The organism is Cellulomonas sp. P5_C6 (assembly GCF_054049635.1).
In genome coordinates, this window is record NZ_JBFULZ010000098.1 from 1 (window position 1) to 14,872 (window position 14,872).

Annotated in this window: 14 protein-coding genes; 10 read left to right on the plus strand and 4 right to left on the minus strand. The window is 70.8% G+C overall.

Features of this window, described 5'->3' with window-relative positions:
• The 7 genes from ACXJKG_RS12380 to ACXJKG_RS12410 form a co-directional block, all read left to right on the plus strand.
• On the plus strand, nt 1–391 hold a 391-nt coding region (locus tag ACXJKG_RS12380; RefSeq protein ID WP_456846062.1), incomplete at its 5' end, for an SDR family oxidoreductase.
• A 3-nt stretch (nt 392–394) separates the two neighbouring features.
• Nucleotides 395–1,828, plus strand: coding sequence for a nitronate monooxygenase (locus ACXJKG_RS12385; protein WP_456846063.1), 1,434 nt, complete (start codon nt 395–397; stop codon nt 1,826–1,828).
• A gap of 213 nt (nt 1,829–2,041) precedes the next feature.
• A complete protein-coding gene (locus ACXJKG_RS12390; RefSeq protein WP_456846064.1) occupies nt 2,042–2,788 on the plus strand; it encodes an SHOCT domain-containing protein in 747 nt (248 codons plus the stop codon).
• Nucleotides 2,789–2,834: 46 nt separating this feature from the next.
• Nucleotides 2,835–3,011, plus strand: a complete 177-nt coding sequence (locus ACXJKG_RS12395) for a DUF4236 domain-containing protein (RefSeq protein WP_456846065.1) — start codon at nt 2,835–2,837, stop codon at nt 3,009–3,011.
• Nucleotides 3,012–3,054: 43 nt separating this feature from the next.
• On the plus strand, nt 3,055–3,762 hold the full coding sequence (locus tag ACXJKG_RS12400) for a histidine phosphatase family protein (protein WP_456846066.1): 708 nt from the start codon (nt 3,055–3,057) through the stop codon (nt 3,760–3,762).
• Between the two features lie 10 nt (nt 3,763–3,772).
• Nucleotides 3,773–4,321 carry a DUF3090 domain-containing protein gene (locus tag ACXJKG_RS12405; RefSeq protein ID WP_456846067.1) on the plus strand — a complete coding sequence of 183 codons (549 nt, stop codon included), beginning with the start codon at nt 3,773–3,775 and terminating at the stop codon, nt 4,319–4,321.
• On the plus strand, nt 4,318–5,079 hold the full coding sequence (locus ACXJKG_RS12410) for an SCO1664 family protein (protein WP_456846068.1): 762 nt from the start codon (nt 4,318–4,320) through the stop codon (nt 5,077–5,079). Before ACXJKG_RS12405 ends, ACXJKG_RS12410 begins: the two co-directional genes overlap by 4 nt.
• A 24-nt stretch (nt 5,080–5,103) precedes the next feature.
• Here the strand turns inward: ACXJKG_RS12410 and ACXJKG_RS12415 are convergent, their stop codons facing one another.
• The 4 genes from ACXJKG_RS12415 to ACXJKG_RS12430 form a co-directional block, all read right to left on the minus strand.
• Nucleotides 5,104–6,000, minus strand: coding sequence for an SDR family oxidoreductase (locus ACXJKG_RS12415; RefSeq protein WP_456846069.1), 897 nt, complete (start codon nt 5,998–6,000; stop codon nt 5,104–5,106).
• A 67-nt stretch (nt 6,001–6,067) separates the two neighbouring features.
• Entirely contained in the window at nt 6,068–8,065 is a 1,998-nt protein-coding gene (locus ACXJKG_RS12420; RefSeq protein WP_456846070.1) for a vWA domain-containing protein, read from the minus strand.
• On the minus strand, nt 8,058–9,443 hold the full coding sequence (locus ACXJKG_RS12425) for a magnesium chelatase (RefSeq protein WP_456846071.1): 1,386 nt from the start codon (nt 9,441–9,443) through the stop codon (nt 8,058–8,060). The genes ACXJKG_RS12420 and ACXJKG_RS12425 overlap by 8 nt, the downstream gene beginning before the upstream one ends.
• Nucleotides 9,440–10,615, minus strand: coding sequence for a class I SAM-dependent methyltransferase (locus ACXJKG_RS12430; protein WP_456846072.1), 1,176 nt, complete (start codon nt 10,613–10,615; stop codon nt 9,440–9,442). Before ACXJKG_RS12430 ends, ACXJKG_RS12425 begins: the two co-directional genes overlap by 4 nt.
• Nucleotides 10,616–11,102: 487 nt before the next feature.
• Here ACXJKG_RS12430 and ACXJKG_RS12435 point away from each other — a divergent pair, with 487 nt between their 5' ends.
• The 3 genes from ACXJKG_RS12435 to ACXJKG_RS12445 all read left to right on the plus strand — a co-directional run bounded on the left by ACXJKG_RS12435 (nt 11,103) and on the right by ACXJKG_RS12445 (nt 14,429).
• Nucleotides 11,103–11,789 (plus strand): hypothetical protein, encoded by a 687-nt coding sequence (locus ACXJKG_RS12435; protein WP_456846073.1) that lies wholly within the window; start codon nt 11,103–11,105, stop codon nt 11,787–11,789.
• Between the two features lie 519 nt (nt 11,790–12,308).
• A complete protein-coding gene (locus ACXJKG_RS12440) occupies nt 12,309–13,361 on the plus strand; it encodes a Gfo/Idh/MocA family protein (RefSeq protein ID WP_456846074.1) in 1,053 nt (350 codons plus the stop codon).
• 174 nt (nt 13,362–13,535) lie between these two features.
• Nucleotides 13,536–14,429: an alpha/beta fold hydrolase gene (locus ACXJKG_RS12445; protein ID WP_456846075.1), complete on the plus strand. Its 894-nt coding sequence runs from the start codon at nt 13,536–13,538 to the stop codon at nt 14,427–14,429.
• Nucleotides 14,430–14,872 lie beyond the last annotated feature (443 nt).

A 14,872-nucleotide genomic window follows, 5' to 3' on the forward strand; every position in this document is an offset into this window, starting at 1 on the left:
CACGGTCGCCGCGCAGCCGTTGATGCACCGGGGCAGCTCGGTGGTCGGGCTGACGTTCGACGCGAGCGTCGCCTGGCCGGTCTACGACTGGATGGGCGTCGCGAAGGCGGCGCTGGAGTCGACCGCGCGGTACCTGGCGCGGGACCTGGGGCCCGAGGGGATCCGGGTCAACCTCGTCGCCGCGGGTCCGGTCCGGTCGACCGCGGCCAAGTCGATCCCCGGTTTCGAGTCGATCGAGGGCGGCTGGAACGACCGGGCGCCGCTCGGCTGGGACGTCAGCGACCCCGACCCGACCGCGCGCGCCGTGGTCGCGCTGCTCTCGGACTGGTTCCCCGCGACCACCGGCGAGATCGTCCACGTCGACGGCGGCGTGCATGCCATGGGGCTGTAACCGGTGACGATCTCGCGACGAGCGCTGCCGACGATCATCCAGGGCGGGATGGGCGTGGCCGTCTCGTCGTGGCGCCTGGCCTCCGCCGTCGCCCGGCGCGGACAGCTCGGCGTCGTGTCGGGGACTGCGCTGGACCTGGTCCTGGCGCGGCGGCTCGAGGACGGCGACCTCGACGGCTCGGTCCGTCGTGCGATGGCGGCCTTCCCCGTGCGGTCCATCGTCGAGCGCGTGCTCGCGCGGTACCTGCGGCCCGGCGGACGCGCACCGGGCGTGCCCTACACCCCGGTCTCGCGGCTCAGCCTGCGGCCCGGACGGGCGGTCCAGGAGCTGACCGTCCTCGGCAACTTCGTCGAGGTCTGGCTGGCGAAGTCCGGCCACGACGGCCTCGTCGGCATCAACTACCTGGAGAAGATCCAGCTGGCGCTCCCCGCCGCGGCGTACGGGGCGATGCTCGCCGGCGTCGACGCCGTACTCGTCGGCGCCGGAATCCCGCGCCACCTCCCGCACCTGCTCGACGACCTCGCGGCCCACCGCCCGACCCGGCTGCCCGTCGACGTCGCCGGCGACCCGGGCGGCGACCACGGGGTCGACATCGACCCGCCGGACCTGCTCGGACCCGATCTGCCACCGCTGGACCGGCCGCTGTTCCTGGCGATCGTGTCCAGCGAGGTCCTCGCCGCCTACCTCACGCGCGACCCTGCCATCCGACCCGACGGGTTCGTCATCGAGGGGCCGCTGGCTGGAGGTCACAACGCGCCGCCGCGAGGCCGACCGGTGCGGGACGAGCGAGGTCAGCCGGTGTTCGGCGCTCGGGACCAGGCGGACATCGTCAAGGTCGCGGCCGTGGGTCTGCCCTTCTGGCTCGCCGGCTCGCTCGGCTCTCCCGAGGCGGTGCGGGCCGCGGTGGCCGCCGGCGCGACCGGTGTGCAGGTGGGGACGGTCTTCGCGCTGAGCACCGACTCGGGTCTGACCCCGGAGCTGCGCGCCCGGCTCCTGACCCGGCTGCGGGCGGGCGAGCTCGAGGTCCTCACCGACGGGGACGCCTCGCCGACCGGCTTCCCGTTCAAGGTTGCCCAGCTCGACGGATCGCTCTCGGACCCGTCTGTGCGCGACGCGCGGCCACGCCTGTGCGACCTGGGCTTCCTGCGGTCGCCCTATCTCCGGGACGACGCCCGGGTGGGGTTCCGGTGCCCGGCCGAGCCGGTCGAGATGTACGTGCGCAAGGGCGGGTCTGCCGACGACACCGCCGGCCGAGCCTGCCTGTGCAACGCGCTGTCGGCCGACGTCGGCCTCGGCCAGACCCGGCCGGACGGTCGGACCGAAGAGCCCCTGGTCACCCTCGGCAGCGACCTCACCGGCGCAAGCCGGCTTGCCGAGCTGCATCCCGACGGCTGGTCCGCCGACCAGGTGCTCGACTGGCTCCTCGCCCCTGTGTGAGGGGCCTCCGAGGATGCGGCGCGCCTCTCCCCCTGGCGATCGAGGACGAAGGTCCCTCATCGCACCACGTCCACATCGGTACCGTTTCTGACATAAGGCGAGTGCGGCTCCAGCTGCGGTTCGCCACCAGAGCCGGCCTGCACACTCGGCGGCTCCCCGACCTCTCCGCGTCACTCGTCGTGCGCGGAATTCTCGGAATCGGAGAACCCAGCTATGACCACGAACGCCCAACAGGCCCCTGCGGGCTGGTACCCGGTCGACGGCGGCCACTCTCGCTACTGGGACGGCTCCGCCTGGACCGAGCACATCCAGGCGCCGGCCAAGACGTCGCTGCTGAAGAGCGCCGCCGGACGGCTCACGTCCAACGAGTTCGCCGTTCCGGACGGAACGCTCTGGTCCGCGGTCGGCAAGGGCGTCGGCGGCTTGACGACCGGCCAGTACCGACTCGACATCTACTACCTCCACCTCTCCAAGGGCACCCTGCGGACCGACGCCCAGCAGGTCCCCGTCGCCGACGTGATCGACGTGGACGTCCGGCAGTCGATGACTCAGAAGGCCCGGGGTGTGTACACGGTCACCGTGCACGTCCAGAGCGGAGCCTCACGCGGGGCGGTGACGATGGACGACATCCGCGACGGCAACGAGGCGCAGCGCGTGATCAACGCGACCGCCCGCGACGCACGGCTCGCGCTCGAGCACCGGTCGATCCACATCGACGCCCTGCGTCACCAGGCGACGAACACCATCCGCCGGGAGATCAGCTACGAGCAGGTTCGGCCCGCCGTGGCCAGCGCCCCCGCACAGGTGGCCGCGGAGATCACCGTCGACGCCATCGAGTCCGGCCCAGGACCCGAGGACCTGTTCGAGCAGATCACCAAGCTGGCAGCCCTCCGCGACGCGGGGATCCTGACCGACGACGAGTTCTCGAGCAAGAAGGCCGACATCCTGAGCCGCATGTAGCGGAGCTGTCGGTACCCCGTTTGTCTTCCTCAGCGAAAGGCGTCACGTGCTCATCCGGAAGTCGTTCGGTCTCGGACCGTTCCGCCTCACCCTGTCGCGACGCGGTCTCGGTGCCAGCCTGGGCGGCCGCGGGTGGCGGGTGCAGAGCAGCAAGGGCGGATCGAACATGACGCTCCGGGTACCCGGTACGGGGTTGTCCTATCGGCGACGACTCGGCAAGTGATCCTGACGGCCTCCAATCACCTGCGGGTGCCTAGGCTCCCCTCATGGCCACAGTCATCCTCGTCCGGCACGGCCGCAGCACGGCGAACGTCGCGGGGATCCTGACCGGACGCGCCCCGGGGGTCGATCTCGACAAGGTCGGGCGCAGCCAGGCCGAACGCGCAGCGGAGCGGCTCGCAGCGGTGCCGTTGAACGCGGTGATCTCGAGCCCACTGGCGCGGTGCCGGCAGACGGCGCGGATCATCGCGGAGCGGCATGACGGCTCCCCGACGGTGCAGCTCGAGTCGGGCATCATCGAGTGCGACTACGGGCAGTGGCAGGGCCGTCCGCTCAAGGAGCTCGCCCAGGAGCCGCTGTGGTCGGTCGTGCAGACGAAGCCGTCCGAGGTGGTGTTCCCGGGAGGCGAGTCGATGGCAGGCATGCAGGCGCGGTCGGTGGCGGCGATCCGCAGGCACGACGCGGCACTCGAGCACGAGCACGGCGCCGGCGCGGTGTGGGTCGCGGTCACGCACGGCGACATCATCAAGTCCGTCCTTGCCGACGCGCTGGGTATGGAGCTCGACCTCTTCCAGCGCATCACGGTCAACCCCGGCTCTGTCTCGATCGTCCGGTACGGCTCCACCCGCCCCGAGGTGGTGGCGACCAACACCGACTCGGGCGACCTGTCCTGGTTGCGGGCCGCTGCTCCGGTCGGCGACGCACCGGTCGGCGGCGGGGCGGGTCCCGAGGCGGCCCCCGCGGCGCCCTCGTAAAGTGAGCGACATGCCGGCCCTTGTTCACCTGTTCGACTGGCCCGACCGTGTCGTCGTCGGCACCGTGGGAAGCCCCGGTTCGCGAAGCTTCTACCTGCAGGTCCGCGACGGCGCCCGCAGTACGAGCGTCGGGCTCGAGAAGGAGCAGTCCGCGGTGCTCGCGGAGAAGATCGACGAGATCCTCGACGCTCTGATGGCCGACGAGGGGAACCGGTTCAGCGTCCCCGCCGACACACCCGCCGAGCTCGTCGACAATGACCCCCTGGACCAGCCCGTCGAGGAGCAGTTCCGCGCCGGACTCATGCGGCTGGGCTGGGATCCTTCGACCGCGCAGGTCATCGTCGAGGCGTTCCCGCTGGAGGAGACCGCCGAGGGCGAGGAGCCGGCCGAGCCGGAGGACGCGAGCGAGATGCTCCTGGTCCGGATACCCGTCGGGACCGCCCGGGCCTTCGTCCAGCGCACCCGCCAGGTCGTCCGGTCGGGCCGCCCCCTGTGCCCGCGGTGCGGCAGGCCGATGGACGACGACAGCCACGTGTGCGGCGCGCCTGAGGAGTCATGACCGACCTCGGCGCCGGTGAGCTCGAGCTCGTCGGGCGCATCACGGTTGCGTCGAACGCGACGTTCCTGGCGACGATCGGCGACGTCCAGGTCGTCTACAAGCCCGTCGCCGGCGAGCGGCCGCTGTGGGACTTTCCCGACGGCACGCTGGCGAACCGCGAGGTGGCCGCCTTCCTGGTCTCGGAGGCGTTCGGATGGGACATCGTGCCGCTGACCTTCCTGCGCGACGGCCCGATGGGGCCTGGCATGGTGCAGGTCTGGCAGGAGCCCGACGCCGAGCAGGACCCGGTGGACATCGTCCCGGCGCAGGCCGTGCCGCCGGAGGGCTGGCGGGCGGTCTTCCAGGGCATCGACGACGACGACCAGCCGTTGACCCTGATCCACGAGGACTCCCCCGCGCTGCGCCGGATGGCCGTCTTCGACGTCGTCGTGAACAACGCGGACCGCAAGGGCGGCCACATCCTCCCGACGTCACACGGCCATCGCTACGGCGTCGACCACGGCGTCAGCTTCCACGACGAGCACAAGCTCCGGACGGTCCTGTGGGGCTGGCGGGGCGAGTCGCTGAACACCGACGAGGTGTCCGGCGTGGAACGCGTGCGGATGCACCTGGACGGCGACCTCGGTCAGCGCCTGGCCCAGCTCCTCAGCGACGAGGAGCTCGACGCCCTGGCCACCCGCTGCGACCGGCTGCTGCGCAGGGCCACGTTCCCCGGTCCTCGAGGCGACATGCCGGCGTTCCCCTGGCCGTTCTTCTGAGCGCGCGGGCCGCACACCTGCACGTCAGGGCACGTTCGCCCCGCCGTTGACGTTGATGACCTCGCCCACCACGAAGCTCGACTCGGGCGAGGCGAGGAACACGTAGGCCGGCGCCTGCTCGACCGGCTGGCTCGTGCGGCCGAGCCAGGACGAGTCCCCGAAGCCGTCCAGCTTCTCGGTGGGCTGCCCGTCCGAGACCTGCAGCGGCGTCCACACCGGCCCGGGCGCGACGGCGTTCACGCGGATGCCGCGGGGCGCCAGGTCGGCGGCGAGCGCCTTGGTGAAGCCGATGATGCCGAACTTGGTGGACGCGTAGTTGATGATCATCGGCGACGGGTTGTACCCCTGCACCGAGGTGCTGTTGATGATGGTCGACCCCGGGCCGAGGTGCGACAGGGCGTCGCGCGTGATCCAGAACATCGCGTACAGGTTCGTCTGGATCGTGCGGTCGAGGTCGGCCTCGTCCAGCTCGTCGAACGTCTGGTGGTACACCTGGTGCGCCGCGTTGTTCACCAGGATGTCGAGCCCGCCCAGGCCCTCCACCGCATCGGCGACCAGGGACCGGCAGACGTCGCGATCCCGGATGTCGCCGGGGAGCAGGACCGCAGTCCGACCCTCCGCGCGCACCAGCGCCGCGATGGCCTCGGCGTCGACCTGCTCCTCCGGCAGGTAGCTGAGGGCCACGTCCGCACCCTCGCGGGCGAACGCGATCGCCACCGCCGCGCCGATGCCCGAGTCGCCGCCCGTGATGAGCGCCTTGCGGCCGGGCAGGCGCCCGGTGCCGCGGTAGCTGGTCTCGCCGTGGTCGGCCTTCGGGTCGAGCTCCGCGTCGAGGCCCGGCAGCGGCTGCCACGAGGCGTGCGGCTTGATGTGCGAGTGGCGCTCGACCGGGTTGTCGAACGTGAGCTGGTCAGGCGACATCGTCATCTCCCTCACGCGGCCGGCAGCGGCGCCGATCGCTTGATAACGATATCGATCCGAGAGCCGATCACCACTCGTCGTCGCGACCCCAGCCACCGAACGCGCCGCTCCGGCGCGAGCTCAGGTAGGAGCCGATGACGGCGGCGCCCAGGTCGTCGTCGGCCTCCGGCGTGACGACCGTCCCGCCCGCCCGCTTGGCCATGGCGTCGACGAACCGCGCGAGCCCCGGGTCGTCGCCGAGGCGGAAGAAGGTCGTCCGCGCACCCAGGCGCGTCGACCCGTCGAGCTCGCGCACCGCAAGGGCGATCGTCACCGGGTGGGGCGGGTAGTCGAAGAAGACCTCGCCGTCGGACTCCAGGTGGGAGGTCGGCTCGCCGTCGGTGACGATGAGGAGCACCGGCTGCGCGTTCGGGTGCTTGCGGAAGTGCCGGTTGGCCAGCAGCAGGGCGTGGTGCAGGTTCGTGCCCTTCTCCCACTTCTCGTCGAGCCCCACCAGCTCCTCGATCTGCATGACCGACGCGCTGCGCCCGAAGCCGATCAGCTGCAGGTCGTCGCCTCGGAACCGGGTGGTGACCAGCGTGTGGAGGGCCAGCGCGGTGCGCTTCATCGGCACCCAGCGACCCTCCATCGCCATCGAGAACGACGTGTCGACCAGCAGCGCGACGCACGCCTGGGTGCGCGCCTCGGTCTCCTGGATCTCGACGTCGCCGACCTCGATCCTGCGGGACCCGCGGGCCAGCGCGTTGGTGATCGTCCGGCTCACGTCCCACGGCTCCGTGTCGCCGAACGCCCACTCGCGCGTCGATCCCGAGGGTTCGCCGGCGGCGCCGGAGCGGCGGACGTCATGCCCGCCCGTGCGCCCGGACATCGTGTCGGCGACCGCCTTCAGGACCGCCTTGCCCAGCTGGCGCATGGCCTTGGGCGTCAGCCGGAGCTGGCCGTCCGAACCGCGCCGGATCGTGCCGGACTCGCTCAGCGCCCTCTCCAACCGTTGCAGGGTGCGGGCGTCGACGGCCGCGTCGGACCCGAGCTGGCGCGCGAGCTTCTCGAGGTCGAGGTCGTCCAGCTGGGAGCCCTGGTAGGACTGCGCGAGCTGGTCGGCCAGCGCGTCGAGGTCGGCGAGGTCCTGGAAGACACCGGTGCCGTCGCCGAGCCCGAGCCCGTTCTGGCCGTCCAGGCGCTCCGAGCTGCCCCAGTCCTCGCCTGGGCGCAGAGCTCTGAGGGCGTCATCCATCTGCCCGAGCTGGTCCATGAGCTCCGACGAGCCGAACGCCTGCTGGGCGAGCGCATCGAGCTCCTCGCGCTGCTCTCTGCTCATCGAGTTGCGCATCCGCTGGGCGGCGGCCGCCCGCTGCGCGAGGGCGTCGAGGAGCTCGTCGAGGTTCTGCGGGTTCTCGGGGAAGTACTCGCCGTGCTTGGCCATGAAGTCGTCGAACTGCTCCTGCGTGTCGTGGTGCTGCTTGCGCGCCTCGAGCAGCCCGTTGAGGTCGGCCAGCATCTCGCTCAGCGCGGCCCGGTCCTCGTCGGTCGCGTTCTCCAGCGCCTGCTTCATGCCGGCGAAGCGCTGGTCGAGGATCTCCCGACCCAGCAGGTCCTTGATCTTCTCGAACTCCTGCCGCGCCTCGGCGCTGCGCCAGTCGTAGCCGTTGAGCTCGTTGACGGCGGCGGCGGGCGAGGACGGGAGGTTGTCCAGCTGCATCTGCGCCAGGGCGCGGTCGCCCTCGTCCATGTCGACGTCGCGCGCCAGCTGCTTGCGCTCGGCCAGGACCGCCCGGTCGAGCAGCTCCTTGACCTCCTGCAGCGTGCCGTCGAGGTTGTTCTCCGAGGTCAGCTCTCTGCGCCGCTCGGCGACCCGTCGCGCCAGCTCGTCCAGGCCGGCCTGGTCCCGACCGCCGCGCCGCAGAAACTCGCGCATCGCGCGCTCGGGCGAGTAGCCCGCCATGACGTCCGCGCCGATCGCGTCCAAGGCCTCGGCCAGGTCGACCGGCGGCGCGAGCGGGTCCGGCCCGTCGACGTACGGGACGTACCGCGCTCGTCGCGTCAGCCGGCGGTTGGCTCTAGCCATAGATCGTCTCGCCGCCCCCGGACTCCTTGCTGATCCGGCGCGCGAGGTACAGGCCCTCCAGCGCGAGCTCGATCGCGGCGGCCCGCTCGCCGTCGTTCGTCGCGCCGAGGCGGGTGCAGATCTCGTCGTAGAGCTCGGACTCCCCCAACGACGGCAGGCCGGCCAGCACGTCGCGGGCCGTGACCTGCTCGCCCGTGGTCACCATCGCGCCGCCCTGGATCGCGTCGACCAGGATGCCGAAGTCGACGCCCCGCAGGTGCGCCCGGACCGTCTCCGCCGTCGCGGTGCGGAGCAGGTGGTCGAGGATCTCGTCCTCGCGCCCCTCCTCCCCCGACTCGAACTCGATCTTCCCCGCGAGCACGTCGACGGCAGTCTCGAGGTCGACCGGGCGGGCCACGGCGTGCTCCTCGCCCTGCCGCGCGGCCCGGTGCAGCGCCGACGCCGCCACGGTCTCCGCGCCCGCGATGGCGAACCGGGCGCTCACCCCGCTGCGCTGGTCGACGGCGCTCGACTCCCGCAGCGTCTTGGTGAAGCGGGCCAGGATCTCGATGAGGTGGTCGGGCACGTCCGCGTGCAGGACGGCCTCCTGGCGGATGACCGCGACCTCGTCGGCGAGCTCGGTCGGGTAGTGCGTGCGGATCTCGGCCCCGAACCGGTCCTTGAGCGGCGTGATGATCCGCCCGCGGTTGGTGTAGTCCTCGGGGTTCGCGGTGGCGACGACGAGCACGTCGAGCGGCAGGCGCAGCACGTAGCCGCGGATCTGGATGTCGCGCTCCTCCATCACGTTGAGCATGGCGACCTGGATGCGCTCGGCGAGGTCGGGCAGCTCGTTGATGGCGACGATGCCCCGGTGCCCGCGCGGCACCAGGCCGAAGTGGATCGTCTCCGGGTCCCCGAGCGCCCGGCCCTCGGCGACCTTCATGGGGTCCACATCGCCGATGAGGTCGGCGACGCTCGTGTCCGGGGTCGCGAGCTTCTCGACGTACCGCTCGTCCCGGTGGCGCCAGGCGACCGGAAGGTCCTCACCGTGTGCGATTGCCTTGCGCTTGCTCGCGGCGGTGATCGGCTCGTACGGGTGCTCGCCGAGCTCGGACCCCTCGATGACCGGGGACCACTCGTCGAGCAGGCCCTGGAGGGTGCGGAGGATCCGGGTCTTGCCCTGGCCGCGCTCGCCGAGGAGCACGATGTCGTGGCCCGCGATGAGGGCCCGCTCAAGCTGCGGGATGACGGTGTCGTCGAAGCCGTGGATGCCGGGCCACGGATCGCGGCCGTCCCGGAGGGCAGCGAGAAGGTTGGCGCGGATCTCTTCGCGCACCGAGGTGTGGACGTGGCCGGAGGCGCGGAGCTCGCCGACCGTGGACGCTGTGGGACGCATCATCGGGTCGAGCGTACGTCCGGTTTCTCCCCTGTGCGTGTGGACACCGTGACGGTGAACTTCGGGTCGCGGCCGGCCTGCCGGGTGGGCCCGACGATGCGCTCCAGCGCCGGCCGGTAGCGCAGGTGCGAGTTCCACACGGCCCACAGCTCGCCACCGGGCTTGAGGACCCGCGCGGCCTCGGCGAACAGCGTCCTCGCCACCCCGTCGTGCACCGCGGCGCCGACGTGGAACGGCGGGTTGAGCAGGACGAGGTCGACGCTCGCGTCGTCGATTGGGCCTGCGCCGTCCGCCCGCACGACTGTGACTCTGTGTTGTAGACCGTTCGCCGCGACCGTCGCCCGGGCGGAGGCCACCGCGGCCGCCGACTCGTCGGTCGCGGTGACGGTCAGAACTTCGATCGCCTGAGCCAGGAGGACAGCGAGCACCCCCGTGCCGCAGCCGAGGTCGACGGCTTTGGCGCTGTCTGTCGGCATCGCGTCGAGATGCTGGAGCAACGCGCGGGTGCCGATGTCGATCCCCGTCCCGGCGAACGCGCCGCCGTGGGCACAGACGGTGATGCCGAGGTCTGGGTGCACCTGGCGCTCGGGCCAGCGATTCGCGGGCCGCTCGGCCTTCGGCTCTGCCGCCACGAGCACGCGCGACTTCTGCCTCGCGAGGTGCGCCTGCACGCTGGCGAAGTGGCGCCCGAGGACGTCGTTCATCGCCGGCGTCATGTGCTTGACCCGGCCGCCCGCATAGATGCTCACTTTCGGGTCGGCGTGGTCTGCGATCAGGGCCGCGATCTCGTCGAGCGCGTCGAGCGACCGCGGGAGCTGCAGCAGCACGAGCTTGGCTCCCGTGACGAGCTCCGGGGTCAGCCCTCTCGAAGCGAACCCGGCGATGCCGAGCCGCTCGGCGTTCGCGTGCAGCGCCTGCTCGCCCAGCAGCCGGTCTTGGTGCGTGCGGATGCCGGTGAGCCCGTGCCGGGCGATGGCGCCGAGGGTCAGCGCTCCGTGGTGGTCGCCGATGACGACGACGTCCTCGCCGTCGGCTTCCGCCAGCGCGGGAGCGGCCTCGTCGAGGATCAGCCGGTCGCTGGCGTCGACCGCGTGGAGGTTCGGGGCCTCGAGGTCGGGGTAGCGGCGGAGGTTGGCGAGGACGTCGGTGTCGTTGTGCTCCGGCTCCGCATCCACCCGACCGAGGCTAACCGTGAATTCGCCAACCCTGTTCGGGCGCCCGCCGCGGGGAGCGTCGACATCCGCCATCACCACCTGCCGATGCTCTGACGACCACGAACTGACGGTGACGACGTCGGTGGCGCGCGGACCCGCGGCTGCCTTCTCCTGTATGCAGTGACCCGGCGGCGTCACATCGGCTGGTCAGGCTCGTTCCAGCGAGTACGCAGTTCGGCGCGCAGCGCGCGAACCTCAGAGGTCAGCGCATCAACGTGCGCCCGTGTCGCAGCCTGTTCTTCTTCCTTTGCCCCCGCTACGCGTTCGACGAGCCACGAAGCGAGAGTTGCCGTGACGACGCCGCCGGTGACAGCCAAGCCCGGCAGGGCTATACCTGGAAATGGCAGCGCCCCGGGGCACATCGGCTCAGCGACCGCCCAGGCGCACAGACGCGCGAGGCTGAGATCGCGCGCGGATCCATCAGATCCCTCCCGGACGGACTCCTCGCATGCGCGCCGATCACGGTTCTAGTTCCGATCTCCACGGTGCAACGGTTCGTCGCGTCCATCCCGGCCGTCGGTTCCGGCGGCTCGTCGTGGTGGTTGTCGGCGCTCTCCTCGTCACGTTGTCGCTCGCCGCACCCGCTTCGGCCAAAGACTCAGTTGACCCGGGCACACTGAACCCGCCGCCGCCAGAATCCTTCAATGCCAGCTGCTTCCGCACCGGGAGCCACATCTCCTGCAGCCTCGCGTTCAGTGACCCGGACATCATCGACGAGCCGTCTGGCATCGTCTGCGACGGCACCGAGTTGCTGGTGACGCAGGCTCGCTCGGTCGTAGGGAAGCGGCTCTACGACGCCGAGGGCAACTTGCTGCAACGGCACTTCCGTGAGTACCTCGACGGCACGTTCACCAATCCAGACACCGGCCTCATCGCCTTGTGGAGCCAGCACGACACAGTGGTTCACAACCTCGGGACCCCTGGAGACGTCGCGTCGGGGACCACGGCGATCAGTGGCTTGAGCACACGGGCCTGGCTCCCCGGCGGAGGGACGATCCTCACCGACGCCGGGACGGCGCTCATCGACTCCGCCACCGACGAGCCGGTGAGGCTGTCTGCGCATCACCCGTTCGACGAGTACTTCCGCCTTGGCGATGTGACCGCCCTGGCACCGCTCTGCGCGGCGCTCAGCTGAGCGGTCGCGCACGTCGGACGACGTACGTGTCGAAATGGCCTCTGGACTGCAGTGATTCAGTTGGGGGCCACGTCGGGTCGGGTCGAGGTGGCGGGAGTCGAAGGCGATTCGGCGAGTCCCGACAGACATGCCCGAACGCCTGATCTGCACGTCCGCGATCGCACATCCATCGACCCGACCCGATTCGAGCGGTTCTGTTGACGTGGTCACGTGAGGCTCCCGCAGTGAACGGGTCCACCTGGGGCAGCGGTCAGGGCACGTGTGCTCCGCCGTTGACGATGATGACCTCGCCCACCACGAAGCTGGACTCAGGCGGGTGCCTGCTCGACCGGCTGGCTCGTCCGGCCGAGCCAGGAGGAGTCCCCGAAGCCGTTCAGGGAACCACGACGTCGAGAACCTGCTGGTGTCGATGCTGCCGTGGGCGTGCGGTGGCGCCGAGGTGCCACCGGCAGACGATTGACTCGCACGCCGCGTGACGTTTCACTGCAGGAACGTGCTGCCCGACGACGGGGGAAGGTCATGACCGAGAACCCGGGTGTCGTCAACAGTGTCGCCGGCGAAGGAGCGGGGGCGGCACTCTCTGACTCCGGAAGCGGCGCGCCTCTGCGCGTCGCGGTCGTCGGCCCCGGCGGGTGGGGTCGACAGCACATCCGGGTGTTCACCGAGCGGTCCGACACGACCGTCGTCGCGATCGTCGGGAGGACCGACGAGCGCGTACGACGGCAGGCAGCAGAGGCGGGCACCACGGGCTACACCGACATCGCTGCGATGCTGGACGCCGCCCAGCCGGACCTCGTCACTGTCGCGCTGCCGAACGAGCACCACTTCGCCCCGACGCTCCAGCTGATCCGCAGCGGCGTTCCGCTCCTCGTCGAGAAGCCTTTCGTGTTCGATCTTGCCGAGGCGGACCAGCTCCTGCGCGAGGCGGCCGAGCGGGACCTGTTCCTGGCGATCAACTTCAACCACCGCTACGCCGAGCCGATGCTCCGCGCACGGGCCGCGATCACGGCCGGCACCCTCGGCGAGATCGTGTTCACGAGCTGGCGTTTCGGAGGCGAGGCGAACATCGGCACGCACCCGCACGCCCAGCTGATCGAGACGCAGTGCCACGCGTTCGACACGATCGAGCACCTGTGCGGACCGATCGTGTCCGTGATGGCCCAGATGGCGCGGCCCCACGACGGCCCATACACGACCGTCGCCATCGCGCTCGAGCTCGCGAACGGCGGCGTCGGGAGCCTCGTCGGCACCTACGACTCGTCGTACGCCTACCCCCTGACCCACCAGCTGGAGATCAACGGGCGCGCCGGACGCCTGCTGGTGGAGGACACGGTGCGCCGGCTGACGGTCTCGACCGTCGGCGACGAGACCAGCCAGGTGTGGCAGGCCGGGTACTTCAACGACGAAGCCCGGCAGTTCCAGCGCACCTTCGACCGACATGTCGACGCACTGCTGCCGGCCCTCCGGTCTGGAGGCCAACCACCGATCCACGCTCGTGCGGGCCGCCGCGCGCTCGCACTGGCCCTGGGCTGCATCGAGTCCTTCGAGACGGGCCGACGAGTGCCGGTCTGAGCGCGCTCCGGACGCGGCACGCGCCGAAGTGGTGCGGACCGTCCGGCGGCGTGCCCCCTTTCGGTCCGCCCGGCTATCGCCAGCGGACGCCGACGATCGTGGCGAGGTCGCGGCCAGCCGGAGACCGAGGGGTCGATACTGTCGCTGAAGAACGGGGTGCGCTCACTTGGTTGAATGAGACCTAGCCGGGGCCGATCACGCCGCTATGTGGCGCACAACCTGGACAACCCGCATCGGGTGGCTGGCAGCTGGGCTACCAGCACGCTCGCCGACGAAGGGAGCGGACCCGTGTCCGCAGCGTCTTCCGCACAGCGGTCGGCACTCCCCCCGGGGACTCAGGGGACGGCCGTGTTGGTCCACGGCGGATGGGGCAACCCGTCCGACTGGCTCTGGGTCCAGCAGCCACTCGAGGCGGGGGGCATCCACGTTCTGGCACCGGACCTGCCGTCCCATCGGTCAGCGACCGCCGGGCTCATGGACGACAGCGAAGCCGTTCGCGAGGCGATCCGTGCCAGCGAGACTCCCGTCGTCGTCGTCGGTTGGTCCTACGGCGGTGACGTCATCACGGCCGCCGCCGACGCCGAGCCCGACGTCGCCGGCCTGGTCTACGTCAGTTCGGTCCCTCGCGATGAGGGCTTCGTCCAAGACGACGACTGGTTGGACGGCAACGAGCACCTCATCTGGTTTCCCGACGGCACGTACGCGCTCGACAACCGATGGTGGCTGGACGACGAGGCCGGCGCGACCTTCCCGCCCGAAGTCCGCGCCGTATTGCGTGACCATCCCCGGCGCCCCATCGCGCCGAGCGCCATGGTGAACCGACAGGTGGGCGCCGCCTGGCACACGATCCCGGCGGTCGTGCTGATGGGACGAACCGACTACTTCCTGACCGAGTCAGACCTGACCTGGATGGCCACACAACCCACCCTCGATCTGCGGATGCTCGACTGCGACCACTTCGTGCCGTTCCGTCAGCCGCAGGCCGTCGCCGACGCAGTGCTCGAGCTGCTCGCACGTCCCCCGGGGCTCTCCGCGGCGCCACGTTCAGATGATCGGGTTCAGCCCTAAGTCGCAGCCCAGACACTTGGCGCGCTCAGGGGGCCGATCCGTCCGGCGACCGCGGTGAGGTATTCGCCGAGAGACAGTGGTCTCACAATGGCTGGCAGCGAAGCCGCTGAGAACCTTGGGCCGCCCTTCCGGCCGCCCCAAGAACAAGGTGGCCGTCGTCCCGTCCCTCGGCCGGGCGCCCTCCCGCAGGTAGTCACGCACGTCGACGAGCTCGGGTCCGACGCGCCTCGCATCGACGATCCTGTCGGCGTCTCGGTCGGACCAGCGGCGCGCTCGCCGCCAGCGGCCAGTAGGGAATCGAAAGCGATTCGGCCGATGTTGACACGGTCTTGCAGACGCCTGACCTGCAGGTCCACTAGGAGCTCGCCAAGAGTTTCGGCCGATACCGAGCCGTTCCGTTGACATGGTCAACGGGAGGTCTACAGATCCAGATCAACCCGCCG